The sequence below is a fragment of the Lichenibacterium dinghuense genome (genome assembly GCF_021730615.1).
Classification (GTDB): domain Bacteria; phylum Pseudomonadota; class Alphaproteobacteria; order Rhizobiales; family Beijerinckiaceae; genus Lichenihabitans; species Lichenihabitans dinghuensis.
Genome location: NZ_JAJLMN010000001.1, coordinates 2,499,140 through 2,523,051 on the forward strand (window position 1 = coordinate 2,499,140; position 23,912 = coordinate 2,523,051).

Annotated in this window: 18 protein-coding genes and 1 tRNA gene; 5 read left to right on the top strand and 14 right to left on the bottom strand. The window is 74.2% G+C overall.

What is annotated here, in order from left to right; genetic code table 11:
• Positions 1-110: 110 nt before the first annotated feature.
• Entirely contained in the window at positions 111-878 is a 768-nt protein-coding gene (locus L7N97_RS12160) for a pyridoxine 5'-phosphate synthase (protein ID WP_237478528.1), read from the bottom strand.
• 1 nt (position 879) lies between these two features.
• Entirely contained in the window at positions 880-1,653 is a 774-nt protein-coding gene (locus L7N97_RS12165) for a 2OG-Fe dioxygenase family protein (protein ID WP_237478529.1), read from the bottom strand.
• A gap of 105 nt (positions 1,654-1,758) precedes the next feature.
• On the opposite strand from L7N97_RS12165, the gene pdxA reads away from it, so the two are divergent.
• Positions 1,759-2,730 carry a 4-hydroxythreonine-4-phosphate dehydrogenase PdxA gene (gene pdxA / locus L7N97_RS12170; RefSeq protein ID WP_237478530.1) on the top strand — a complete coding sequence of 324 codons (972 nt, stop codon included), beginning with the start codon at positions 1,759-1,761 and terminating at the stop codon, positions 2,728-2,730.
• Here pdxA and L7N97_RS12175 read toward each other — a convergent pair.
• Positions 2,727-3,101: a response regulator gene (locus L7N97_RS12175; protein WP_237478531.1), complete on the bottom strand. Its 375-nt coding sequence runs from the start codon at positions 3,099-3,101 to the stop codon at positions 2,727-2,729. The genes pdxA and L7N97_RS12175 overlap by 4 nt on opposite strands.
• A 30-nt stretch (positions 3,102-3,131) precedes the next feature.
• Positions 3,132-3,512 (bottom strand): response regulator, encoded by a 381-nt coding sequence (locus tag L7N97_RS12180; protein ID WP_237478532.1) that lies wholly within the window; start codon positions 3,510-3,512, stop codon positions 3,132-3,134.
• 137 nt (positions 3,513-3,649) lie between these two features.
• On the opposite strand from L7N97_RS12180, the gene L7N97_RS12185 reads away from it, so the two are divergent.
• The gene (locus L7N97_RS12185; RefSeq protein ID WP_237478533.1) at positions 3,650-4,711 is read left to right on the top strand and encodes an alpha/beta fold hydrolase; all 1,062 of its coding nucleotides are present in this window, start codon (positions 3,650-3,652) and stop codon (positions 4,709-4,711) included.
• Here L7N97_RS12185 and L7N97_RS12190 read toward each other — a convergent pair.
• A complete protein-coding gene (locus L7N97_RS12190) occupies positions 4,703-5,251 on the bottom strand; it encodes a disulfide bond formation protein B (protein ID WP_237478534.1) in 549 nt (182 codons plus the stop codon). The genes L7N97_RS12185 and L7N97_RS12190 overlap by 9 nt on opposite strands.
• 186 nt (positions 5,252-5,437) lie before the next feature.
• On the opposite strand from L7N97_RS12190, the gene L7N97_RS12195 reads away from it, so the two are divergent.
• Entirely contained in the window at positions 5,438-5,719 is a 282-nt protein-coding gene (locus L7N97_RS12195; protein ID WP_237478535.1) for an Ada metal-binding domain-containing protein, read from the top strand.
• 25 nt (positions 5,720-5,744) lie between these two features.
• Here the strand turns inward: L7N97_RS12195 and L7N97_RS12200 are convergent, their stop codons facing one another.
• Positions 5,745-5,960 carry a hypothetical protein gene (locus L7N97_RS12200; protein ID WP_237478536.1) on the bottom strand — a complete coding sequence of 72 codons (216 nt, stop codon included), beginning with the start codon at positions 5,958-5,960 and terminating at the stop codon, positions 5,745-5,747.
• Positions 5,961-6,237: 277 nt separating this feature from the next.
• Here L7N97_RS12200 and L7N97_RS12205 point away from each other — a divergent pair, with 277 nt between their 5' ends.
• Positions 6,238-6,450 carry a hypothetical protein gene (locus L7N97_RS12205; RefSeq protein ID WP_237478537.1) on the top strand — a complete coding sequence of 71 codons (213 nt, stop codon included), beginning with the start codon at positions 6,238-6,240 and terminating at the stop codon, positions 6,448-6,450.
• A gap of 308 nt (positions 6,451-6,758) precedes the next feature.
• On the opposite strand, the gene L7N97_RS12210 is transcribed toward L7N97_RS12205, so the two are convergent.
• The 8 genes from L7N97_RS12210 to L7N97_RS12245 form a co-directional block, all read right to left on the bottom strand.
• The gene (locus tag L7N97_RS12210) at positions 6,759-6,953 is read right to left on the bottom strand and encodes a hypothetical protein (RefSeq protein ID WP_237478538.1); all 195 of its coding nucleotides are present in this window, start codon (positions 6,951-6,953) and stop codon (positions 6,759-6,761) included.
• A 306-nt stretch (positions 6,954-7,259) separates the two neighbouring features.
• A complete protein-coding gene (locus L7N97_RS12215) occupies positions 7,260-7,607 on the bottom strand; it encodes a hypothetical protein (protein ID WP_237478539.1) in 348 nt (115 codons plus the stop codon).
• A 158-nt stretch (positions 7,608-7,765) separates the two neighbouring features.
• On the bottom strand, positions 7,766-8,530 hold the full coding sequence (locus tag L7N97_RS12220; protein ID WP_237478540.1) for a thioesterase II family protein: 765 nt from the start codon (positions 8,528-8,530) through the stop codon (positions 7,766-7,768).
• Positions 8,527-13,041, bottom strand: a complete 4,515-nt coding sequence (locus L7N97_RS12225) for a type I polyketide synthase (protein ID WP_237478541.1) — start codon at positions 13,039-13,041, stop codon at positions 8,527-8,529. The genes L7N97_RS12220 and L7N97_RS12225 overlap by 4 nt, the downstream gene beginning before the upstream one ends.
• The gene (locus L7N97_RS12230) at positions 13,034-16,261 is read right to left on the bottom strand and encodes a non-ribosomal peptide synthetase (protein WP_237478542.1); all 3,228 of its coding nucleotides are present in this window, start codon (positions 16,259-16,261) and stop codon (positions 13,034-13,036) included. Before L7N97_RS12230 ends, L7N97_RS12225 begins: the two co-directional genes overlap by 8 nt.
• A complete protein-coding gene (locus tag L7N97_RS12235; RefSeq protein ID WP_237478543.1) occupies positions 16,254-19,448 on the bottom strand; it encodes a non-ribosomal peptide synthetase in 3,195 nt (1,064 codons plus the stop codon). Before L7N97_RS12235 ends, L7N97_RS12230 begins: the two co-directional genes overlap by 8 nt.
• Positions 19,449-19,620: 172 nt before the next feature.
• Positions 19,621-20,667 (bottom strand): hypothetical protein, encoded by a 1,047-nt coding sequence (locus tag L7N97_RS12240; RefSeq protein WP_237478544.1) that lies wholly within the window; start codon positions 20,665-20,667, stop codon positions 19,621-19,623.
• Between the two features lie 771 nt (positions 20,668-21,438).
• A tRNA-Arg gene (locus L7N97_RS12245) sits at positions 21,439-21,515 on the bottom strand.
• A gap of 308 nt (positions 21,516-21,823) precedes the next feature.
• On the opposite strand from L7N97_RS12245, the gene shc reads away from it, so the two are divergent.
• The gene (gene shc, locus L7N97_RS12250) at positions 21,824-23,800 is read left to right on the top strand and encodes a squalene--hopene cyclase (protein WP_237478545.1); all 1,977 of its coding nucleotides are present in this window, start codon (positions 21,824-21,826) and stop codon (positions 23,798-23,800) included.
• Positions 23,801-23,912 lie beyond the last annotated feature (112 nt).

Here is a 23,912-nt window from a genome sequence, read left to right on the forward strand (position 1 = left end):
CCCCACCCGTCGCCCTTCGGGCGACACCCTCCCCTCCAGGGGAGGGAGGCGAGCGATGGACCGTCGAGAACAGGGGGGCCTGCGAGGCTAGTCGCGGGCGGGTCGAAGCCTCACCGAACCGGCCAGGGCGAAGGCGTCCCCCTCCCTGCCAGCGCGTCCCGATAGGCCGCCACCGCGGCCGCCCATCCCATCTCCAGCGCGTCGGCGGTCAGCTCGTGGCCGATCGAGGCCTCGTGCAGGGCCGGCAGCGCCGCCACCAGCGGCGGCAGGTTGTCGAGGTTGAGGTCGTGGCCGATGTTGACGACGAGGCCCAGCTCCGCGGCCCGCCGCCCGGCCTCGGCGCAGCGCTCCAGCACGGCCCCGTGGTCGCCGCGCGCGAAGGCCGCCCCGTAGCCGCCCGTGTAGATCTCGATGCCGTCCGCGCCGGCCGCCGCGGCGCGCTCGACAGCGCCCGCGTCGGGGTCGACGAAGACCACCGCCCGGCAGCCCTGCGCCTTCAGCCGCGCCACGGCGGAGCGCACGAGCCCGGCCTGATCGCCGTCGAGCCGCCAGCCCTCCTCGGAGGTGAAGGTGTCGGGCGCGTCCGGCACCAGCGTGCACTGCTCGGGCCGCACCGAGTCCACGAGCCGGAGGAAGCCCTCGTCCGGATAGCCCTCGATGTTGAACTCGAAGCCCGGCCGCCACGGCGCCATCAGGGCCGCCAGGGCCGGCACGTCCGAGCGGCGGATGTGGCGCTCGTCGGGCCGCGGGTGGACCGTCAGGCCCTGCGCGCCCGCGTCGTGGGCGAGGCGCCCGAAACGCAGCACGTCCGGCACGCCGGTGCGGCGCGAGTTGCGCAGCAGCGCGATCTTGTTAAGGTTGACGCTGAGCCGGGCCATGTCACGCCACCTCGTCTTCGGCGCGGAAGGTCACGACCAGCACGTCGCGGAACGCCGGGCGTGACGGGTCGACGGCCGTGATGGGGCTCACGCCGTGGAACACCCGATGGTCGTCCACCAGCGAGGCGTCGAGCGGGTGGAGCAGCGTCGCGGTCTCGAGCGGGCGACGCTCCGCATCCGCGATCGTGCTGACGCCGTCGGCCACGTTCTCGCGCCGCACCATCATCACCAGCACCCAGTCGACTCCGTCGCGGTGCAGCCCCTCCGGGGTCGGCTGGCCGCTCTCGCCGGGCCGCGCCTCGATGCGGAACTGGTGCATCTCGGCGTGCCACGCCGCCGGGCGCCGCGCCGCCGGGGTCGCCTCGGTGAAGAGGTGCAGGCAGGCCGCCATCACGGCGCGGTTGGCGGGGTGCAGGGCGATGGCGGGCAGCACGGGCTCGAAGACGCGCGCCACGCCGCCGTTCAGCGGGTTGTTCTCGCGGGTCTGGAAGTGCGGCCGCGGGGGCTTCGGCGCGAGCCCGCCCGCCGACACGGCGAAGCAGGCGAAGCGGCGCTTCCGGTATGTGCCGCCGTCGGCCATGAAGCGGTCCGGACGGAGGTCGTCCCAGGAGCGCGCGTAACCGTCCCAGTCCGCGCTGCCCGCCGCCGCCAGCAGCCGGCCCATGGCGGCGCCGGCGACGAAGTCGTAGCCGTCCCCCGCCAGCCGTTCCACGATCGGGGCGGCTTCGGCGGGGGCTGCGAAGGGCAGGGCGGGGGAGGGGTGGGGCTGGTCCATGCGGGTCGTCCGGAAGTCGGTCGCGAGGGCGTCGCGGCCCTATCACATGGTGCGCGATGCGACGCTTTGGTACGGATGGCTGCGCATAACGGAGGCATGCCCGCCATGACAACGCCGATCGGCATCACCATGGGCGATCCGGCGGGCATCGGCCCGGAGATCGTGGCCAAGCTCATGGCAGAAGGCCCGGATCGTCCGGCCGTGGTCTACGGCGAGGTCGGCGCGCTCCGGCGCGGCGCCGCGGCGGTCGGCGCGGCGCTCGCCTTCGCGCCGGTTCCGGGCCCCGGCGCTCCGGTCCCGGCCGGCGCCGTGCCGGTGATCGGCGTCGGCGACGTGCCGGCCGACCTGCCGATGGGCCGGGTGTCGGCCGCGGCCGGCGCCCTCGCCTACGCGGCGGTGGTGCGCGCGATCGACGACGCCAAGGCCGGGCGCATCGCGGCGATCGTGACGGCGCCGATCAACAAGGACGCGCTGCGCGCCGCCGGCGTCGGCTACCCCGGCCACACCGAGATCCTGGCCGACCGCACCGGCACGGCCGACTTCGCCATGATGCTCGCCAACGACGAGCTGCGCGTGCTGCTCGTGTCGATCCACCTGTCGCTGGCCGACGCCGTGCGGGCCGTCACGTTCGAGAACGAGCTGCGCGCCATCCGCCTCGCGCGGCGGGCCACGCGCGCCTTCGGCATCGCGGAGCCGCGCGTCGCCGTGGCGGGGCTGAACCCCCACGCGGGCGAGAACGGCCTGTTCGGCCGCGAGGACCTCGACGTCATCGCCCCCGCGGTCGCGGCGGCGCGGGCCGAGGGCATCGACGCTTCCGGGCCCTGGCCGGGCGACACGGTGTTCATGCGGGCGCGGCGGGGCGAGTTCGACGTCGTGGTGGCGCAGTACCACGACCAGGGCCTGATCCCGATCAAGTACCTCGGCCTCGACGAGGGGGTGAACATCACGGTGGGGCTGCCCTTCGTGCGCACCAGCGTCGACCACGGCACCGCCTTCGACCTTGCCGGCACGGGCCGGGCCGATCCCGCGAGCCTGCGCGCGGCCTTCCGGCAGGCGGTGGCGATGACGGGGGCTTAGGAAGCCCCTTCGACGAAGGCCAGCACCTCGGCGGCGCGCCAGGGCTTCGAGATGAAGCGCACCTTCTGCGGCAGAACCTCGGGCCGCATCGCCGACTGGCCCGAGGTCACGCAGATGCTGATCCAGGGGTAGCGCTCGGCCGTGGTGAGGGCCAGGGCGACGCCGTCGATCGCGTCGCGCAGGCCGATGTCGGCGAACAGCGCCAGCACGTCGTCGGCATGGGCGGTGAGGTGGTCGTGGGCGGCCTGGCCGGTCGCGCATTCCACGGCCGCGAGCCCGCATTCCTCCACCATGTCGCGCGCCATGCGCGACAGTTCGGCGTCGTCCTCGACGATCAACACCGTGGATCGCCTGTCCGTCCTGTCGGTCATGGTGCGGCCCCGAGCGGCAGAGCGGGGACGCTAACCCGCCATCATGGTCTGAACGCGGCGCATCACGTCGTCGTGGTCGTAGGGCTTGCCGATGAAGGCCGCGCCCTCCGGCACGTCGCCGGCGCGGGGCAGGGCGCGGCCCGACACGATCATCGTCTTCACCGCTGGCCGGTGCACGTGCACCCAGCGGGCCAAAGCATAGCCGTCCATCGAGCCCGGCATCTCGACGTCGGTGAACAGCAACGCGACGTCGGGCCTCCGGTCGAAGATGCCCAGCGCCTGATCGGCGTCGGCCGCCTCCAACACCTCGAAGCCCTCGTCCTCGAAGAGTTCGATGACCATCATGCGGACGAGCGGCTCGTCCTCTACGATCAGGACGACGGCGCGGCCGGAAGGGTGAGGCAGAGTCATGGAGCCCCTACGCCCGGGGGACGACAATGTTCCTCGCCCGCGCCGCGCGGGCCGGCCGGAACCGCCAAACGGCGGCCCGGCTTAGGGACGGGTGAACGTTTCCCGCCCGCGCGGGGGCGAGGTCGGGACGGGACGGCATGGGATCGACGGCGGCGGGGGACGGGGCTGCGGCGGCGGGGCGCGGCGGGTGGCTCGCGTCCCTGCTCGGGCCGTTCCGGGGCGGGGAGCGCGACCGCGCCCCGGAGCGGGGCGAGCGCCGCTTCCGCCTCGTCGAGGCGGGCCATCCCATCCCGCCCGGCGCCGTGGTCAGCCGCGTCGCGAGCGAGGGCGCGGACATCCGCGCCGCGCGCTGGCCCGCCCCGGACGGCGGCGCCGCGCCCGGCACCGTGCTGATCTGCACCGGGCGCAGCGAGTTCATCGAGAAGTACCTGTTCGTCGTGGCCGAACTCCGGGCGCGCGGCTTCGCCGTGGTGATCTTCGACTGGCGCGGGCAGGGCCTGTCGCAGCGGCCGCTCGGCGACGCCCACAAGGGCCACGTCGACCGCTTCTCCGACTACGAGGGCGACCTCCTCGCCGTGGTCGACCAGGTGGTGGAGCCGTTCTGCCCGAAGCCCCTGTTCGGGCTGGCGCATTCGATGGGCGGGGCCATCGCGCTCAACGCCGCCGCCGACCACCCCGGCCTGTTCCGGCGCCTCGTGCTGTCGGCCCCCATGGTGGAGATCGCGCGGCTGCCCTTCGCCGGGACGGCGCGGGCCGTGGCGCGGCTGTGCCGCCACGGCGGCCTCGCGCGCAGCTTCGTGCCCGGCGGGCGCGGGCGCTCGCTGCTGTTCCGCGCCTTCGAGAGCAACCTGCTCACCTCGGACGAGGCGCGCTACCGGGTGTCGCTCGACCACGTGGCGGTGGAGCCCCGCCTCGCGCTCGGGGCCCCCACGCTGGGCTGGCTGCACGCCGCCTTCGGCGCCATGGCGCAGCTCCACGCGCCCGACTACCCGGAGCGGATGACGACGCCGGTGCTGGCCGTGGTGCCGGGGGCCGACCGCGTCGTCGAGCCCCGCGCGACCGAGCGGCTGGTGTCGCGCCTGCGGGCGAGCCGGGTCGTGACCGTGCCGGGCAGCCGGCACGAGGTGCTGATGGAGCAGGACTGCTTCAGGCAGCAGTTCTGGGCCGCCTTCGACGCCTTCGTGCCCGGCTCAGGCTGAGCCGCGCAGGCCGGCCGCCGCCACCGCGGCGAGAAGCGCCGACAGGAGCGCGTTCCAGGCCGCGAGGGACAGCCCGAGGACCTGCAGGGCGGCCTCGTCGCAGCGCACCACTGTGACGGTCTTGAGCTGGGCGAGGAAGTCCGACACGGCGGCCGGCGCCGCGGCCGCGCCGGAGCAGCCGGTGGGGCCCGCCCACAGCTTGGCTTCCACGCCGGCGTGGTAGACGCCGAGCGCGGCGCCGGCGGCGAAGAGGAGGACGAGCACGCCGAAACCCGTCCGCACCGCGGCGCGGGGCAGCCGCGGCGCCAGCACGGCCAGGGCGGCGGCGAGCGGCGTGCCGATGTAGAAGGGGACGCGCTCCTTGAGGCAGAGCTCGCAGGGCGTGTAGCCGCGCGCCTGCAGGGTCCAGACCGCCGCCACGGTGGCGGCGCCGAGGACCGCGATCAGCGCCGCGGCGGGATCGACGGCGCGCGCGGAGGCGCGCCGCGGCGCGGCGCTGCCCCGTGTCCCCGTCGAAGCCGATCCAGGCGAACCTCGCACGCGTCACCTTCCCGTCCGGCGGGGCCGCCCGCCCCATCGCCGATGGAGCCCGCGCCCGCGCGCCCACCGGTTAGGGCAGAAGCCGCGGCGGCTCAAGCCGGGCACCCGGGCCGTCGACGGCGGGCGGGCGCCCCGCTACCATCGGCGCGGACGCCGTCCGGCGGGTCCCACGCGGGTCGATGCACGATGCCGAAGCAGTACCGGCTCATCGGCCCGGACGGGCGCGAAAGCCTCAGCGACAGGCCCGGCGCGCTCGGCGGGCACCGGCGCGGCGTCTACGGCCGCCTCGACTGCGCGGCGGCCCTCGACGCCCTCCGGGACGACGCGAGCTACCGGCGCGACCGCGTGTTCTTCGCCGACGAGGCGACCGCGACGGCGGCCGGCTATCGCCCGTGCGGGCGATGCATGCCGGAGCAGTTCCGGGCGTGGCTGACCCTCCACGCCGCCGCCTGGCACGGGACGACGTGACGCCGTCCCGCCGGGCGGGCTCGCTTTACCTGAAGCGGTCGATCTCGGACAGGCGGTCGAGATCGCCCATATCGAAGGTGGGCGGCTCCTTCCCGGCCCCGCGATACACGAGCACCAGGGACAGCCCGTGGTGTTCGCGCCAGTCGTCGCACTTGCGGACCGCTCTGCGCAGCGTCATGGGGCCCACGCCGGTCACTGTGACGGTCTCGTCCGGTTCGGCATCGGCGTAGCGGTCCGCCATCGCAGTCTCCCCCCTGCCTCATCATCGAGGGCGTCACAATGGCCTGCGCCCCGTGGGATCACAACCTCGCGCGGCGCGCGGGTGATCGAAGGGGGAGGGGATCGGCGCCCGTCCGAGCCGGCTCCCGGGGATGGCCTGCCGGCGGCATGGTTAAGGCGATCGGCCCCGCATTAACGATTCGTTAAGCGAGACGGGTCATCAATCCTGCGTGCCTCAACTCACGCCTGCAGGCGACCTCCCGATGGATGCCTTTCGAGCGAGCGACGATCCGCGGCCCATGGCCTATCAGCTGTGCCGCACGGCGACGGGCGGCGGCGCCGTCGACCTCGTGCTGAACCTGTTCGTCGGCCGGGAGGCCGTGTCGGTGACGACGATCGCGCGCCTCGCGCCCGGCGAGACCGCGCCCGTGATCAGCCGCTGCGTGTCCCACCTCGAGCGCCTCGGCATCCGCCCCGTCGACGACGCGATCGCCCGCGCCCGCGCCGCCTGAGGCCGTCCCGCTCCCCCAACCGTCAGCGGCGGCGCTCGGCCGCGAGCCAGAGGCCGGTCAGGGCACCCGCGGCCAGCGCCGCGAGGCCGCCGAGCTTGGCCGCGTCGTGTCCGTTCAGGACGCGCCCGGCGACGGTCGTGCGGCTTCGCGGCGGGCCCCGTGCGGGCGCGCGGCGCGCGACCCGGCCGGTCCAGCCGGACCTCAGGTCATGCCGACGGCAGGGAATCTCCGTCCATCCCTCGTCCTGAGCCGGGCTCTTCGGGCCGGCTGAGGATGAGGCGACAGGTCAGGGCTTCTCGCTTTCGGGATCAGTCGTGGGCGCGCTCGGTTTCGAGCTGGCCGAGGATGCCCTCGGGCCGGGGCTGTGCCGCGTCGGGTTCGCGCGGCCGGTCGGCGCTTCCGCCAGGCCGCGGCGCGTCGGGACGTTTGGCCTGCTGCAACTGGTCGGGAGTCCTGATCGAAGCGGGCTGGCCCGACTGACGGATGGCTTGGTCGCTCGGCATGGCACGTCCCTCCAGAACGGGCCGACATCACCATCCCGGCCCTGTATCGATCCTGAACGGTCACACTATACGCCGCTGCGCGGCGTCGCCGGTCACATCGCCGTGAAGCCGTGCCTCGCGGTCGACGGGGCACGGGGTACGACCGCGGCGTCCTGTTGGGCACGGGATCCCGCCGCGGTCGCTTGGGCCGGCCCGGAGCGGGCCGACCCGCGCCCAGTTACGGAAGGGCGCGCCGATGGTTTCGCCCGCGGGAGCGGATATGTCCGCGCTCCCGCGAGCGGGCCGGCGCCGGACGGGGAGCCGCGGCTACCGGAAGCGGATGTCGGACCGCGGCTCGCGCGGGGAGCGGACGGGGGCGGCCGCCACGGGCCGGGGCGGCGGGCCGGAGGGGCGCTGGGCCGCCGCGCGCCTCGCCCGCGCCGGGCCGCGGTGGACGAGGCGGCCCAGCGTGTAGCCCACGAAGACGGCCGCGGCGACCTTCAGCAGCGGGTGGCCCGGATCGACGCCGAGCAGGTCCGGCTCGGGCGCTCGGGCCGGCGCGAGGCCGGAGGCCGGGTCGCCGACGTGCCGGGACCAATCCCGGAAGCCGTGCGGCGCGTCGCCGGTATCGGGCTGGTGCTCGTCGGCGTGCAGGGGACGTGGGCTCAGCGGCATGGAGGCCTCCTTGTGGGAGGGGAATGGGACGGCGCTGGCTTGGTTCCTCGGGGCGCGCGGTTGCGGCCGCCGCGGCCGTGCCCCACCGTCCGACCTCCTCGGCGCCGGGGCGCGCGTCCGCCGGTGCCCTCCGGCCTTCAGGTCCGCGGGGACCGGGCTCAGCTCATCGCCCAGCCGAGGTCCTCGGCCAGGACGGGCAGCAGCTCGGCCTTGGCGCCGATCGGGAAGAAGTGGTCCCCGTCGAGGACGTGGTAGCGGAACGCGCCGCTCGTGTGGTCCTCCCAGCCGTCGAGCGCCGCCGCGTCGACCGAGGCGTCGTGGCGACCGCCGTAGGCCACGATCGGGCACGCGAGGTCCCGGCGGGACGGCATGGGGGTCTCGCAGAGCGACAGGTCGGCCCGGAGCGTGGGCAGCACGAGCCGCAGGAGGTCGGGGTTGTCCGCGAAGTCCAGGGGGCGGCCGTAGCGGCGCTGCATCGCCGCCAGCAGGAGGTGGTCCGGCAACTGGCTGATCGGCGCCAGCGCCCCGACGAGGTGCGGGGCCCGGCAGGCGGCGGCGCAGAACAGCACGGGGCTCAGGCCCCGCTCGCGCGCGAGGGCCCGCGCCAGGGTGACGCCGATCAGCGCGCCCATGCTGTGGCCGAAGACCGCGAAGGGGCGGTCGAGCAGGCCGCTCAACCCGTCGACCAGCGCCGCCACGAGGGCGTCGAGGTCGGCGATGGCGGGGTCGGCGATGCGGCTGCCGCGGCCCGGCAGCCGGATCGGGCACACGTCGACGCTCGGCGGCAGGGCGTTGTGCCAGTCCGCGAACATCCACGTGTCGCCCCCGGCGTGGGGCAGGCACAGCAGGCGCAGCCGCGCGTCGGGGCGCGCGTGCCGGCGCAGGACCCAGCGCCCCGCCGCGTCGGGCGGCGCCGCCGTCATACGGCCGCCGCGGGGGCGCCCCGGCCGGAGTCGCGCCGGGCCGCCACGGCGCGGGCGAGGCTGCGGACCGTCGGCAGGCCGAACAGCTCGCCGATGCCGATCTCCGCCTTGAGCACCTCCTGGATGCTGTTCACGAGCTTCACGCCGAGCAGCGAATGGCCGCCGAGGTCGAAGAAGTTGTCGTCGATGCCGACGTCCTTGATGCCCAGCACCGCCTCGAACAGCCCCGCGATGGCGACCTCGGTCGGGTCGGTCGGCGCCACGAAGGCGGTGTCGAGCTCCGGGCGCTCGTAGGAGCGCTGGGGCTTGGCCGCCGCAGCCTGCTGCGCGCGCGGCGGCCCGTAGCGGCTGATCCACTCGAAGTGGTCGAGCGCGACCGCGATCTGGGGCTCCGCCGAGTCGAGTGCGATCTCGAAGCACTCGGCGCCCTGCGCGGAGGCCAGCCCCGGCGGGAGGTCCGGCGGGGGGGCCGCCCCGTGCTGCTGGGCCATCTCCCGCACCGCCATGCCGACCTCGGCCCAGCGGTCCCAGTCGATCGACAGGTGGCGGACGCCGTCCCGCCGCCGCGCCTGGGCGAAGCTGTCCTGGAAGGCGTTCGCGGCCGTGTACTCGGCCTGGCCCGGCGCGCCGATGAGGGTCGACACCGACGAGCAGGCCACGAAGAAGTCGAGCGGCCGGCTCGCCAGGGCCTCGTCCAGCACCAGCGTGCCTTCGACCTTGGGCGCGAGCACGCGGTCCACGTCGGCGCCCGTCTTGCTCTGGATGATGCCGCGCCCCGCCACGCCGGCCGCGTGGACGACGCCGTGGATCGGCCCGAACCGGCCCTCCGCCTCGTCGAGGGCGGCCCGGACGGCGTGCGGGTCGGCCACGTCCGCCTTCAGCGTCAAGGCTTCGCCGCCGAGCCCCGCGATCTCGCCGCGGATGGCCGCGCCGCCGTCCTCGGGCAGGGTCCGCCCGGTGAGCACCAGCCGCGCCCCGACCCGCTCGGCGAGCCTGCGGGCGATGGCGAGGCCGATCCCGCCGAGGCCGCCCGTGATCAGGTAGGCGCCGCCCGCCCGGAGGCGCGAGGGCAGCTCGGGCGCGGGGTCGCCGTGCGGGTCGAAGTAGATGCTCTCGAAGCTGCGCACCCAGCGGTCCCCGCCCCGGAGCGCCGCGTCGGCCACCTCCGGGCGCCCGGCCTCCGCGACCAGCAGGCGCGCTTCGCGGTCCGGATGCCGCTCGATGTCGCGCAGCGCCAGGTCGACGCTGCGGCAGCCGACCCCGTCGTATTCCGCGGGGATGACCCGCACCGGGCCGATCAGCAGCGCCTTCTCGGGCTCGACCGCGTCGCCGACGACGTCGTAGAGCCCCGTCGAGGCCACGCAAACGAGGCACGGCTTCGGGGCCTTGCGGGCGCCGAGCGCCCTGGCGACCTCGAGGAGGCTGTCGAAGCCCAGCGCCCGCACGGCGGCGACCCGCTCGCGCTGGCTCGCGGCCGGGTCGGCGCCGCCGACACCCCACAGGTGCAGCACCCGGTCGGGGCTGCGGCCCCGCTCCTCCAGGTCCCGGAACAGGGCCGCGCAGCCGTCGGGGTCGTTCGGCGCCAGGCGATGGTCGACGGTGCCGCCCCGGCCCGCGAGCCCGACCGTGGTGACGCGCTGGCCGGCCTCGGCGAGCAGCGCGGCGCAGCGCTCCCCGAGCCCCAGCCCGTCGCAGAAGACCACCCAGTCGAGCGCGGCGCCGGTCTCGGCCGCCCGCTTCGCCGCCACGCGCCGCCACGCGGGCGCGTAGAGCAGGTCGGAGCTCGGCCGCTCGCGCGCCTGGCCCGCGTCCGTCGCCGGACCCGCCGCGTGGATCAGCGAATATTCCTCGCGCTCGAACGGGTAGCTCGGCAGGTGGAGCTTGTTGCGCGCCGCCGGGCCCGACACGGCGGGCCAATCGACCGGCACGCCGAGGGCCCACAGGCGGCCGGCGGCGCCGAGCAGCGTCGTCTCGTCGTCGACGGTGTCGCGCCGGTCGCCGCGGTCGCGGCAGGACGCCACGGCGTCGACGCGGCGGCCCTCGACGGCGTTGAGCACCAGGGCCGACAGCCCGCGGCCGGGGCCGACCTCGAGGCAGACCGTGCCGGCCTGCGCGGTCACCTCCGCCAGCCCGTCCCACAGCCGGACGGGCGCGCGCAGCTGGCTCGCCCAGTAGGACGGGTCCGTCGCCTGCTCGGCGGTGATCCAGGTGCCGGTCAGGTTCGACACGAACGGGATGGTGGGCGCCCGCAGCGTCACGCCCGCGAAGATGTCGACGAAGCGGCCGAGGATCGCGTCCATCTCGGCCGAATGGAAGGCGTGCGACGTGCGGACGGGCCGCGACGCCACCCCGTAGCTTTTCAGGCGCTCCTCGAAGGCGGCGAGCGGCCCGGCCCGGCCCGACACGACGCAGAGGCGCGCGCCCAGCACGGAGGCGATCGACAGGCCGGGGCCGAGCAGCGGTTCCACCTCCTCGGCCGGCAGCGGGACGCTCGCCATGGCGCCCTCGGGGAGCGACTGCATCAGGGCGCCGCGGCGGGCGACCACGCGCAACGCGTCCGGCAGGTCCATCACGCCCGCGAGGCAGGCCGCGACGTATTCGCCGATGCTGTGGCCGAGCATGCCGGCGGGCTGCACGCCCCAGGACATCCACAGCCGGGCCAGCGCGAGCTCCACGGCGAACAGCGCCGGCTGCGTGGTCCGCGTCCGGTCGAGCTCTGCGGCGGCGGCCGCGTCGGACGCCGGCGCGCGCAGCAGCTCGCGGATGTCGTGGCCGATCTCGGGGCGCAGAAGCTCGGCGCATTCGTCGATCGTGGCGCGGAAGGCGGGCTCGGCCTCGTAGAGGCCCCGCATCATGCCGAGGTGCTGGGCGCCCTGGCCGGGGAACAGGAAGGCCACCGGCGCGACGCCGGAGGACGGCGCCTGGCCGCGGTTCACCAGCGGCGCCGAACCCGCTTCGAGCAGCTCCGCTCCGTCCGCCGCCGAGCGGCAGACCACGGCCATGCGATGCCTCCACGCCTTGCGGCCGGTCTGCAGCGTGTGGGCGGCGTCGTGGACGTCGATCCCCGGATCCGCCCGGAAGGCGGCGCCGAGGCGCGAGGCGACCCGCTTCAGGGCCGAGGACGAGTTGGCCGACAGGAGCAGGACGGCGGCGTCGCGCGCGGGCGCCTCCGGCGCCTCGGGCGCGGGCGCCTCCTCGATCACGACGTGCGCGTTGGTGCCGCCGATGCCGAAGGAGCTGACGGAGGCGCGCCGCGGCTCCTCGCCCTTGGGCCAGGGCTCGAGCGCCTTGCAGACCCGGAAGGGGCTCGCCGCGAAGTCGATCTGGGGGTTGAGGGTTTCGACGTTGAGCGTCGGCGGGATCGCCTCGTGCTTCAAGGCCAGAACGGCCTTGATCAGGCCGGCCACGCCCGCCGCGGCGTCGAGGTGGCCGATGTTGGTCTTCACGCTGCCGATGCCGCAGAAGGCCGTCTTCGCGGTCCTGCGCCGGAACGCCTTGGTGAGCGCCGCCACCTCGATCGGGTCGCCGAGGCGGGTGGCGGTCCCGTGGGCCTCCACGTAGCCGATCGTGGCGGGATCGACGTCGCCGAGCGCGAGGGCGGTCGAGACGGCGTCGGCCTGGCCGTCGACGCTCGGCGCCGTGTAGCCGATCTTCACCGAGCCGTCGTTGTTCATCGCGGCGCCGCGCACGACGGCGTGGATCGGGTCGCGGTCGGCGATCGCGTCCTCGAGGCGCTTGAGCACCACCACGCCGACGCCGTTGCCGCCCACGATGCCCGAGGGGCGGGAGTCGAAGGCGCGCAGGTAGCCGTCCGGCGAATGGGTGCCGCCTTCCTCGAAGACGTAGCCCTCGTGGTCGGGGAAGCCGATGCACACGCCGCCCGCCAGGGCCACGTCGCAGCCGAAGTCGAGCAGGCTCTGGTAGGCCAGCGCGAGCGCGACCAGCGAGGTCGAGCAGGCGCTCTGGACCACGACGCTCGGGCCCTTGAGGTTCAGCTTGTAGGACACCTTCGAGGTGAGGAAGTCCTTGTCGTTGCCGATCATCACCTGCTCGCCGGGCAGGTCGGCGTTGCGCGGGTCCATGCGCAGGGCCTGCACGTAGGAGCTGGCGGCCTGCCCCCCGAACACGCCGATGCTGCCGGGGAAGCGGCTCGGGTCAAGCCCGGCGTCCTCCAGCGCCGCCATGGCGCATTCCAGGAACTGCCGCTGCTGGGGGTCGATGATCTCGGCCTCGCGCGGGCTGTAGCCGAAGACGCCGGCGTCGAAGCACAGCGCGTCCTCCAGCACGCCCTTGGCGCCGACGTAGCGCGGGTCGGCGACGGAGCGCGGGTCCACGCCCGCGGCGATGGATTCCTCGCGGCCGAGCCGCGTGATGCAGTCCCGGCCGGCCGCGAGGTTGGCCCAGAAGCTGGCGAGGTCGGGCGACTGCGGGAAGCGCCCCGCCATGCCGATGATGGCCACGCTGGGGGGCGGAGCGTCCTCGCCGGCGTCCGAAGGGTCGACGTCAAGCATTGTTGGCTCCGGTTGGGCGTCGGCGACGCAGGCGCGCTGCGTTCTGCTGTGCGGCGCGCTGGTCGGCCCGGCCGAGGGCCGCGGCTTCGGCGCCGGCGTGGCCGGCGGCGTCCTGTTTCAGCGCGGCGGCGAGCAGCCGCACCGTGGGGAAGCGGAACAGGTCCACCAGCGACAGCGCCGAGCCGAGCTCCGCGCGCAGCCGCCCGTGCACCTTGACCAGCAGCAGCGAGTGGCCGCCGAGGTCGAAGAAGTTGTCGTCGCCCCCCACCGCGCTCACGCCCAGGCACTCGCGCCAGATCGCGGCCACGCGGGCCTCGGTCTCGCCCTGCGGGGCCGCGTAGGCGGCGCGCGCCTGCCGGGCCAGGCTGTCGGGGCGCGGCAGGGCGGCGTGGTCGATCTTGCCGTTGGGCGTCTTGGGCCAGGCGTCCACGGTCACGTAGGCGGCCGGCGCCATGTAGTCGGGCAGCAGCCCGGCCGCGAAGGCGCGCAGCTCCACCGCGAGCGGGGGCGTGCCGCGCGCGATCACGTAGGCGATCAGGCGCGCGTCCGGCCCCGTGCCGAGGCCGAGCACGGCGGCGTCGGCCACCTGGGGATGGCGGCGCAGCACGCTTTCCACCTCGCCGGGCTCGATGCGGTAGCCGCGCACCTTGAGCTGGCGGTCGAGGCGGCCGAGGTGGTGCAGCGTGCCGTGGTTGTCGAAGCGGCCGAGGTCGCCGGTGCGGTACAGGCGGCCGGGCCGGCCCGACACGGCGTCGGGCACGAAGCGCTCGGCGGTGAGGTCGGGCTGGTTGAGGTAGCCGCGGGCGACGCCGGCGCCGCCGATGTGGATCTCGCCCGCCACGCCGGGCGGCACCGGCGCCCCGTGCCGGTCCAGCACGTAGACGCGCATGTTGGGGATCGGGCGCCCGACCGGGAACTGCCCCGTCGCGGGGTCGAAGGCGCCGACGGTGGCGTAGATGGTGGCCTCGGTCGGTCCGTAGGCGTTGACGATGGGCCCGTGCGCGGCCCAGCGCGCCGCGACCTCCGGGTCGCAGGGCTCGCCGCCCGAGATGACGAGCCGGAGGTCGGGCAGGCTCTCGGGCGCCGTGGCGGCGAGGGCGGAGGGGGGCAGGGTGACGTGGGTGATCCGCCGCTCCCGCAGCGTCGCGAGCAGCGGCGGGCCGGGCATCATCTCCGGGCCGCGCGCGAGCTCCAGCGCCGCGCCGCCGGTCAGCGCGAGGAACACCTCGGACAGCCCGATGTCGAAGCCGAGCGCGGTGAACTGCAGCACGCGCGCGCCCGGGCCGATCTTCCAGGCGTCCGCCATGGCGAGCATGAAGCCGACCACGCCCGCGTGCTCCACCACGACGCCCTTCGGCCGCCCCGTCGAGCCCGACGTGTAGACCACGTAGGCGATGTCGCCCGGGCCGACCCCGTCGCCCGCGTCGTCCGGCCCGGCCGGGGGGAGGGGGGCGTGGATGTCCAGCAGCGCCGCGCCCGCGCCGACCAGCTTGGCTTCGGGACCCGACTCGGTCAGCACCAGGGCCACGCCGGCGTCGTCCGCCATGTAGGCGAGCCGGTCCGGCGGGAAGGACGGGTCGAGCGGCACGAAGGCCGAGCCGGACCACAGCACGGCGACGATCGCCACCGCCCAGTCGACCGAGCGCTCGGCGCAGAGCCCGACCCGCGTGCCGGGCCCTCCGCCGCGCCGCCTCAGCTCGGCGGACAGGGCCGCGGCGCGGCGGCCGAGTTCGGCGTAGGACAGGCTCTCGTCCCCGAACGACACGGCGACCGCGGCGGGATGGTCCGCCACCGCCCGGCGGAGCAGGCCGCCGAGCGTCCCGCCGTCCGGCACGGGCCTGTCCGTGGCGTTCCAGCCCTCGACCACGGTGCGCCGCTCCTCCGGCGGCATGGCGGCGAGGCGCGACACCCGCGCGTCCGGGTCGGCCGCCATGGCGGCGGCGATCGCCTCGAAGCGGCCGGCGAAGCCCGCCACCGTTTCGGCGGTGAACAGGTCGGTCGCGTATTCGAAGGTGCCGGTGATCCGGGGCGCCGAGTCCACCAGAGTCAGGGTGAGGTCGAACTTGGAGCCGTTGGTGTGGGACGGCCCGTCCTCGGGCTCGGGGCCGCCCTGGCCCTGCTGGAACAGGAACAGGGTCTGGAACAGCGGCGCGCGCGACGGGTCGCGGGCCGGCTTGAGGTCGTCGATCAGGAATTCCAGCGGGACGTCCTGGTTGTCGAAGGCGCCGAGCGCGGTTTCGCGCACCTGGGCCAGCAGCTCGCGCACCGTGGGGTCGCCCGCGAGGTCGAGGCGCAGCACCACCATGTTCATGAACAGACCGGCCATGCCGTCGAAGCCGGGCCGCGTGCGGTTGGCGATGGGCGTGCCGACGGCGAGGTCGGCCTGGCCGGAATGGCGGTGGAGCAGCACCGCGTAGGCGGCGAACAGGCCCATGAACAGCGTCGTGCCGGAGCCGCGGACGAGGTCGCGCAGCGGGGCGGCGACCTCGGGCCGCAGTGTGAAGTTCCAGCCCGCGCCGCGGTAGCTCTGCACCGGCGGGCGGGGGCGGTCGGCCGGCAGCTCGCTGGTGGCGGGGAGCCCGGCCAGGCGCTCGCGCCAATAGCGCAGCTCGGGGTCGATCGACCCGGCGTCGTAGCGGGCGCGCTGCTCGGCGATGACGTCGCGGAAGCGCAGCGGCACCTCGGGCAGCGGGGAGGGCGCGCCCGAGCGGAAGGCGCCGTAGAGCGCCTTGAGGTCGCGCACCAGCACGCCCACGGACCACAGGTCGCAGACGATGTGGTGGACCACCATCATCAGGAGCTGCTGGTCGGGCCGGATCGACAACAAGGCGAAGCGGGCGAGCGGCCCACGCTCGAGGTCGAAGCCGCGGGTCACGAGCTCGCGGAAGACCTTCTCGATCTCGCGGGAGCGGGACGCCTGCGGCAGGTCGGCGACGTCGTGGAACGCCACGTCGGCCGGCGCCGGCGCGCGGGGGACCTGCACGGGCCGGCCGTCGCGCTCCTCGAACGTGACGTGGAGCGCGTCGTGCCGGCGGATCAGCGCGTCGAGGGCGCGCCTCAGCGCGTCGGCGTCGAGCGACCCCGACAGCTGCTCCGTGTGCTGGACCGTGTAGAGGGCGCTCCCCGGCTGCATGCGCTCGAAGAACCACATCCGCTGCTGGCCGTAGGAGGCGGGAAAGGCGCCGTCGCCCCGCCCGTCGGCGCCGGGGGTGTCAAGCATTGTTGGCTCCGGTTGGGCGTCGGCGACGCAGGCGCGCTGCGTTCTGCTGTGCGGCGCGCTGGTCGGCCCGGCCGAGGGCCGCGGCTTCGGCGCCGGCGTGGCCGGCGGCGTCCTGTTTCAGCGCGGCGGCGAGCAGCCGCACCGTGGGAAAGCGGAACAGGTCCACCAGCGACAGCGCCGAGCCGAGCTCCGCGCGCAGCCGCCCGTGCACCTTGACCAGCAGCAGCGAGTGGCCGCCGAGGTCGAAGAAGTTGTCGTCGCCCCCCACCGCGCTCACGCCCAGGCACTCGCGCCAGATCGCGGCCACGCGGGCCTCGGTCTCGCCCTGCGGGGCCGCGTAGGCGGCGCGCGCCTGCCGGGCCAGGCTGTCGGGGCGCGGCAGGGCGGCGTGGTCGATCTTGCCGTTGGGCGTCTTGGGCCAGGCGTCCACGGTCACGTAGGCGGCCGGCGCCATGTAGTCGGGCAGCAGCCCGGCCGCGAAGGCGCGCAGCTCCACCGCGAGCGGGGGCGTGCCGCGCGGGATCACGTAGGCGATCAGGCGCGCGTCCGGCCCTGTGCCGAGGCCGAGCACGGCGGCGTCGGCCACCTGGGGATGGCGGCGCAGCACGCTTTCCACCTCGCCGGGCTCGATGCGGTAGCCGCGCACCTTGAGCTGGCGGTCGAGGCGGCCGAGGTAGTGCAGCGTGCCGTGGTTGTCGAAGCGGCCGAGGTCGCCGGTGCGGTACAGGCGGCCGGGCCGGCCCGACACGGCGTCGGGCACGAAGCGCTCGGCGGTGAGGTCGGGCTGGTTGAGGTAGCCGCGGGCGACGCCGGCGCCGCCGACGTGGATCTCGCCCGCCACGCCGGGCGGCACCGGCGCCCCGTGTCGGTCCAGCACGTAGACGCGCACGTTGGCGATCGGCTGGCCGATCGGGAACTCGCCCGTCGCGGGGTCGAAGGCGCCCATCGTGGCGCAGACGGCGATCTCGGTCGGCCCGTAGGCGTTGACGAGGCGGCGCCCCTGCGCCCAGCGGGCCGCCAGCGCGGCGTCGCAGGCTTCGCCAGCGGCGACGATCAGCCCGAGGTCCGGCAGCCCTTCCGGCGCCATGGCGGCGAGGGCGGAGGGCGGCAGGGTGACGTGGGTGATCCGCCGCTCCCGCAGCGTCGCGAGCAGCGGCGGGCCGGGGATGAGGTCGTCGCCCTCCGCGACGTGCAGGCAGCCGCCGACGCACAGGGTCGAGAACACCTCGGACAGGGCGGCGTCGAAGCCCGGCGCCGCGAACTGCAGCACGCGCGACCCCGGGCCGACGCCCCAGGCGCGCGCCTGCGCCAGGGCCAAGTTGGCGAGGCCCGCGTGTTCCACCATGACGCCCTTCGGCCGCCCCGTGGAGCCCGACGTGTAGATCACGTAGGCGAGGGACGACGGCGCCGGCGGCCCGGCGCCGTCGGCGGACGCGTCCGAACCGTCGCCGGCGAGCGGCATCGTGGGCACGCCGGCCGCCCCGAGCCGATCTTCGAGGCCGGGCTCGACCATCGCCAGCGCGAGCCCCGCGTCCCCGGCCATGTAGCCGAGGCGCTCGGCCGGCAGGGCGGGATCGAGCGGAACCAGCGCGCCCCCGGCCCGCAGGATGCCCAGCAGGGCGACGGCCCAGGCGGGCGAGCGCCGGGCGCAGAGACCGACCCTCACCTCGGGGCCGACGCCGCGCGCCCTGAGCTCGGCCGCGAGCGCGTCGGCGCGGGCCAGGAGCGCGCCGTAGGAGACCGTTTCGCCCGCCGCGGCCAGGGCCGGCGCGTCCGGCGCCCGCGCCGCCACGGCGGCCACCTGTGCCGTGACGGGCGGCGGGAGCGGCGCGTCGGTGCCGTTCCAGGCGTCCACGACGCGTGCGCGCTCCGGGGCGCCCAGGACGGCGAGCTCCGAGACCGGGCGGTCCGGCGCGGCGACGGCCGCCGCGGCGAGGGCGTCGAAGCGCTCGGCGAAGAGCGCGACCGTTTCCGGCGCGAACAGGTCCACGTTGTAGTCGAAGGACAGGCGGATCCGCGGCGCCGCGTCTACGGCGGTCAGGGTCAGGTCGAACTTGGCGCCGACCGCGTCGGCGTCGCCCGTCGTGTCCTCGCCGCCGAGCCCGCCGTACTGGAACACGAACATGGTCTGGAACAGCGGCTGGCGCGACGGGTCGCGCTCGGGGCGCAGCTCCTCCACGAGGCGCTCGAACGGCACCTCGCGATGGGCCAGCGCTCCCAGCACCGCTTCCCGCACCCGGACCAGCAGCGTCGCGAAGGACGGGTCGTCGGAGAAGTCGACGCGCAGCACGAGCGTCGCCACGAAGAAGCCGATGAGGTCCTCGAACTCGGGCCGCCCGCGGTCCGTCGCGGGGGTCCCGATCGCGATGTCGGCCTGGTTCGCGTGGCGGTGCAGCAGCAGCGCGAAGACCGCGAAGAGGCTCATGAAGAGCGTGACGTCGGAGGCGCGCGTCAGGTCGCGCAGGCCGTCCGCGGTCGAGCGCGCGAGGTCGAAGACCCGCGTCGCCCCCTTGAAGGTTTGGGCTGCCGGACGCGGCCGGCCGGTCGGCAATTCGCTGGTGGCGGGCAGCCCCGCGAGGCGGTCGAGCCAGTAGCGGAGCTTGGGGTCGGTCGATCCGGCCTCGAAGCGGGCGCGCTGCGTCGCCGCGTAGGCGGGATACTGGCTCGCCGGCGGGGGAAGCGAGAAGGGCCGGCCCGCGCGCAGGTCGTCCTGGAGCGTCGTGAACTCGCGGGAGAACACGGCCGCCGACCAGTCGTCGAAGACGATGTGGTGGACGCAGAGCGACAGGGCGAGCCTGTGCGGCTCGACCTTGATCAGCACCGCGCGCAGGAGCGGGCCGCGCTCGACGTCGAAGCCGCGGTCGCGGTTCTCCGCGGCGAGGCGGTGCATCTCGCGGGAGCGCGCCTCCTCGGGCTGGCCCGACAGGTCCACGAAGGCGACCGGGAACTCCGACGGGGGGTGGAGCAGGCCCGCGGGCTCGCCGTCGACCTCGGGGAAGGCGGTGCGGAGCGCCTCATGGCGTCGGACGATCTCGCCGAGGATGCGGCTCACGGCCGTGGAGTCGATCGTGCCCGGCAGCATGCGCAGCATGTGGATGTTGTAGATCGCACTGCCGGGCTGCAGCTTCTCGAAGAACCAGAGCCGCCGCTGCGCGTAGGAGACCGGCACGGCCGTTTCGGTTTCCATCACTCAACTCACCATCGCCGAAATCTGCCTCACCCCTCGAAACAGCGGCCAGCCCGCCACGCCGACTCTGCATCCGATCAGCCACAGCAACAATCCTCCATTTCACCACCGGGAGGTCAGCGGGGATCTTCAGCGCTTTTGTGCAACAGAGGCTGACCCTGTCCTGAACAGGTCAGGGCGCCGCGGCGGGCCGCGGCTTGAACCCGATCGTCCCCGCGGCGGCATCGAACAGGACGTCGTAGGAGTAGAAGGGGAGCGGGCCGGTGATGATCTGCGTCCCGCCCAGCCACGGCGGGCGGAGGATCACCCGGCTGGAATGGTCCTGCCCGGACGTGAACGCCACCGAAGCGGGCCCGCCCGCGCCGCCGATCTCGAGCCGGGCCTTCTTGCCGGCCCCCCAGGGCTGGAAGCGGGTGACCGTGTCGGTCATCACGACCATGTCGGCCGTGCCGGAGTCCAGAAGGGCGCGACCGCAGAAGCGCTGGTCGCCGCCGTCCTGCACGAGGCAGGCCGGCACGTCGGCGTCGTCCCAGCCGGACAGCCGCCGCGACTTGTCGTCCTCAGGCTTGAGCTGCAGGGTCGTGAAGCCCGCCCGCTCGGCCGCATCGGGGTCGACGACGAGGCGGCCCGGCTCGGTGTCGCCCGGTCGGGGGAGGGTCAGGATCCAGCTCTTCCCGTCCGCCGCCAGCGGGTTCTGCGCGCTGTCGGGGCTGGTGGCGCGCTGCATCGAGATGCCGAAGATCGCGGGGAAGCCCTCCTTCGGATAGCCGTCGCCGCCGATGCGGTAGTCCTCCGGCTTGACGCGCGAGGCGGCGCATTGCGACCGCCCCTCGATGCAGCCGACGCTCTCGATGAGCTGGAACAGCTCAGGCTCGCCGCCGCGGACCGGGCCGATGCCGAGCACCGCACGGGCGAGCACGCCGTCGAACTTGGCGCCACCGCCGAAGTTGTAGCTGCGGTGCATGTCGGTCGCGACATACTGGTCCGGTTGGAGCGCGGATTTGAGCACCCGGATCCCGAACGAGCCGGTGTCGAGCTGGGCCTCCATCGGCGCGCCGTCGCCCACCGTGATCGGCACGGAATAGCGGAGGGCCCCGTCGGGCAGCACCGTCTGATGGACCGGCAGGACGGCCCGTGCCCACGCCGCGCCCCCCAGCGACGGGAGGGCCAGGGCGGTCGCCGCCGCCAGCGAGAGGGACCGACAGAGGGGGCGTATCACGTTGGCGTCCACCTTCGAGGCTGAGTGTTTCGCCGGGATCTCCCGGACGAGAGGGCGGCGGATCGTCGATCCGACGCGGTGCGGCCTTGGACGCCGGTCGGCGAGACGGTGCGTCCCGACCGAGAGCGCCGCCTCACCCGTCGCCCAGGCCCGTGGTCCACGGCGTGCTGCCGGGAACCGCGGCCGACCTGCGGCAGGCCCGACCGCGACGCCGCGCGACGCCGCCATCGGCCTTCAAGACCTCGGCCGGCGCGCCCGACGACCCATCGGCATCCCCGATCCATGGGCGACGGACGTGCAGCGGCGGGCCGCATGGTCTACTTCCTTCGTCGAAAATCCCCGCTCCCACCACCGGCAATTCGTTAAAAGATCGTCATCTTCGACGGACGCGGCAGAACCCGAGGCTATCGAACCAGCCCCGTCAATCGGTGATGTACGGCGCTTCCGGCCGATCGCCCCTGCGGGGCAGAAGAGGCTTCGCCGATATTCAGCACGCTTCTGTCATGGCCGGCCGGGGCGCGAGAAATCCTGCCGGCCCGTTCATCGCCGGTCCGGCCGCGTCGAGCCCCGATACGGAAGGCGCGCTGCCACTTGAAGATGCCGGGCGAAGCCGTGTTCGACAGCGCTGCCCCATCCAGGCGAGGCGCGTTCCCAGCATGCCCGAGGCCGTGCGGATCCGACCAGATGTGCGACGCCGGAAAGCTGTCGCCAGCCCGCGCAGGGTTCAGATAGGGATTGTTGCTGTCACGGTATGGCCAAGGCCGGGAATAATGGCGCGGTCGAAGAGATTCGAACTCCTGACCCCCAGATTCGTAGTCTGGTGCTCTATCCAGCTGAGCTACGACCGCGCGTTCATCGATCCCGACGGGGCGGGATCAGCGATGAGCGGCGCCGCGGCGCCGCTGAACATCTCCCTAGAGGCTCCGATCCGGCTTGGCAACGGCTTTTTTTCGCTGCGTTGCGATACGGCGCCGTGGGGGTGTTCCACGGGGGACACAGGTTGACCTTAACCGCCGCGCCATCGGGACAGGGGGCGTCAAATGTGAAACAAAGCCATGGTTCGGCCATTCTACATGGCATTGTCCCGCGGTGCAGCAAGCCGAAGACGGCGCTGCACGCCACCTTTCGCCGGAAAGAACCTGAGAACTCGCGCCTGATGTCACTCGCCGTCCACGTCGCTGAACCCGCCGCCCGGCCGTCCCTGTCCGGTTTGACCGGACTCGATGCCGCCATCGCGCGGGCCACGTCGGCCCTGCGCGACGACCAGCGAGCGGACGGCCACTACGCCTTCGACCTGGAGGCCGACGCCGCGATCCCCGCCGAATACATCATGGTGAAGCACTTCCTCGGGGAAAGCGACCCCGACATGGAGCGCCGCACCGCCAACTACCTGCGCCGCCTGCAGGAGCCGCACGGCGGCTGGCCCATGCTGGCCAAGGGCGAGCTCAACATGTCGGCCAGCGTGAAGGCCTATTTCGCGCTGAAGATCGCCGGCGATCCCGTCGACGCGCCCCACATGGTCCGGGCGCGCGAGGCCATCCTGGCCCACGGCGGCGCCGTGCACATGAACATCTTCACGCGCATGATGCTGGCCTTCTTCGACATTGTGCCCTGGAGCGCGGTGCCGGTGATGCCGGTCGAGCTCATGCACGCGCCGATCTGGTTTCCGATCAACATCTGGCGCTTCAGCTACTGGGCCCGCGACACCGTGGTGCCGCTGCTGGTGCTGATGGCCAAGAAGCCCAAGGCGGCCAACCCGCGCCGCGTCGGCATCGACGAGCTGTTCCACGTGCCGCCCCACGCCGTGAAGCGCTGGCCCAAGACCGCCAACCAGGTCGGCTTCTGGGGCGCCTTCTTCGTCGGGCTCGACAAGGCGCTGCGCGTGGTCGAGCCGATGTTCCCGAAGAAGAGCCGCGACAGCGCGGTCGAGAAGGCGGTCGACTTCCTGACCGAGCGGCTGAACGGCGACGACGGCGTCGGCGCCATCTACCCGTCGATCGCCTACACGCTGATGATGTTCCACGTCCTCGGCTACCCCGACGACCATCCGGACATGATCGTGGCCCGCGCCGCTCTGGAGAAGCTCGTCGCCCAGAACGGCGACGAGGCCTTCTGCCAGCCCTGCCTGTCGCCGATCTGGGACACGGTGCTGGCGTCCCACGCCCTGCTCGAGGCCGAGCGCGACGAGAGCGATGCGGCCGAGCGCGCGCTCGACTGGCTGCTGCCGCTGCAGGTGCTCGACTTCAAGGGCGACTGGGCGGTGCGCCGGCCGGACCTCAGGCCGGGCGGTTGGGCCTTCCAGTACAAGAACGACCACTACGTCGACCTCGACGACACGGCCGTGGTCGTGATGGCGATGGACCGCACCCGCAACAAGTCCGGCACGCGCCGCTACGACCACGCCATCGAGCGGGCCGTCGAGTGGGTGGTCGGCATGCAGTCGACCAACGGCGGCTGGGGCGCCTTCGACGTCGACAACACCTCCTACTACCTCAACCACATCCCCTTCGCGGACCACGGCGCGCTGCTCGACCCGCCGACCGCCGACGTGTCGGCGCGCTGCCTGTCCATGCTGGGCCAGCTCGGGGAAACCGCGGACACCAGCGAGGCCGTGCGCCGCGGCGTCGACTACCTCCTGAAGGAGCAGCACCCCGAGGGGAGCTGGTTCGGCCGCTGGGGCGTGAACTACATCTACGGCACCTGGTCGGTGCTCTGCGCCTTCAACGCGGTCGGGGTTCCGGCGTCGCACCCCGCGGTGCGCCGCGGCGTCGACTGGCTCCTGAAGATCCAGAACGCCGACGGCGGCTGGGGCGAGGCCGACGCCGGCTACGCGCTCGACTACGTGGAATACCTCCCCAGCGAGAGCACGGCGTCGCAGACCGCCTGGGCCATCATCGGCCTGATGGCGGCGGGCGAGGTCGACCATCCGGCGGTGAAGCGCGGCGTGGCCTACCTGGAGAAGCACCAGGGCGCGGACGGGTTCTGGGAGGAGCCGCACTACACCGGCACGGGCTTCCCGCGCGTGTTCTACCTCCGCTACAATGGATACGCGAAGTTCTTCCCGCTGTGGGCGCTGTCGCGCTATCGCAACCTGCGCCAGGGCAACACCGCGACGGTGCTGCACGGCATGTGACGGGCGCCGTGCGGGCGGCCGGAGGCGGTGTTTTCGCCGCGCCGCCGCGCCCGCGCGCGCTCCAGTCTTGCTAAAGCCGCAAATGATATCAAGGTGACCGCCGACTGAGGCC

Coding starts and splice junctions, on each gene's coding strand:
- pdxA (WP_237478530.1), top strand. CDS start 1,759: ATGACAACGCCGATCGGCATCACCATGGGCGATCCGGCGGGCATCGGC.
- L7N97_RS12175 (WP_237478531.1), bottom strand. CDS start 3,101: ATGACCGACAGGACGGACAGGCGATCCACGGTGTTGATCGTCGAGGAC.
- L7N97_RS12165 (WP_237478529.1), bottom strand. CDS start 1,653: ATGGACCAGCCCCACCCCTCCCCCGCCCTGCCCTTCGCAGCCCCCGCC.
- L7N97_RS12185 (WP_237478533.1), top strand. CDS start 3,650: ATGGGATCGACGGCGGCGGGGGACGGGGCTGCGGCGGCGGGGCGCGGC.
- L7N97_RS12195 (WP_237478535.1), top strand. CDS start 5,438: ATGCCGAAGCAGTACCGGCTCATCGGCCCGGACGGGCGCGAAAGCCTC.
- L7N97_RS12160 (WP_237478528.1), bottom strand. CDS start 878: ATGGCCCGGCTCAGCGTCAACCTTAACAAGATCGCGCTGCTGCGCAAC.
- L7N97_RS12235 (WP_237478543.1), bottom strand. CDS start 19,448: ATGGAAACCGAAACGGCCGTGCCGGTCTCCTACGCGCAGCGGCGGCTC.
- shc (WP_237478545.1), top strand. CDS start 21,824: ATGTCACTCGCCGTCCACGTCGCTGAACCCGCCGCCCGGCCGTCCCTG.
- L7N97_RS12215 (WP_237478539.1), bottom strand. CDS start 7,607: ATGCCGCTGAGCCCACGTCCCCTGCACGCCGACGAGCACCAGCCCGAT.
- L7N97_RS12200 (WP_237478536.1), bottom strand. CDS start 5,960: ATGGCGGACCGCTACGCCGATGCCGAACCGGACGAGACCGTCACAGTG.
- L7N97_RS12180 (WP_237478532.1), bottom strand. CDS start 3,512: ATGACTCTGCCTCACCCTTCCGGCCGCGCCGTCGTCCTGATCGTAGAG.
- L7N97_RS12220 (WP_237478540.1), bottom strand. CDS start 8,530: ATGACGGCGGCGCCGCCCGACGCGGCGGGGCGCTGGGTCCTGCGCCGG.
- L7N97_RS12210 (WP_237478538.1), bottom strand. CDS start 6,953: ATGCCGAGCGACCAAGCCATCCGTCAGTCGGGCCAGCCCGCTTCGATC.
- L7N97_RS12225 (WP_237478541.1), bottom strand. CDS start 13,041: ATGCTTGACGTCGACCCTTCGGACGCCGGCGAGGACGCTCCGCCCCCC.
- L7N97_RS12205 (WP_237478537.1), top strand. CDS start 6,238: ATGGCCTATCAGCTGTGCCGCACGGCGACGGGCGGCGGCGCCGTCGAC.
- L7N97_RS12230 (WP_237478542.1), bottom strand. CDS start 16,261: ATGCTTGACACCCCCGGCGCCGACGGGCGGGGCGACGGCGCCTTTCCC.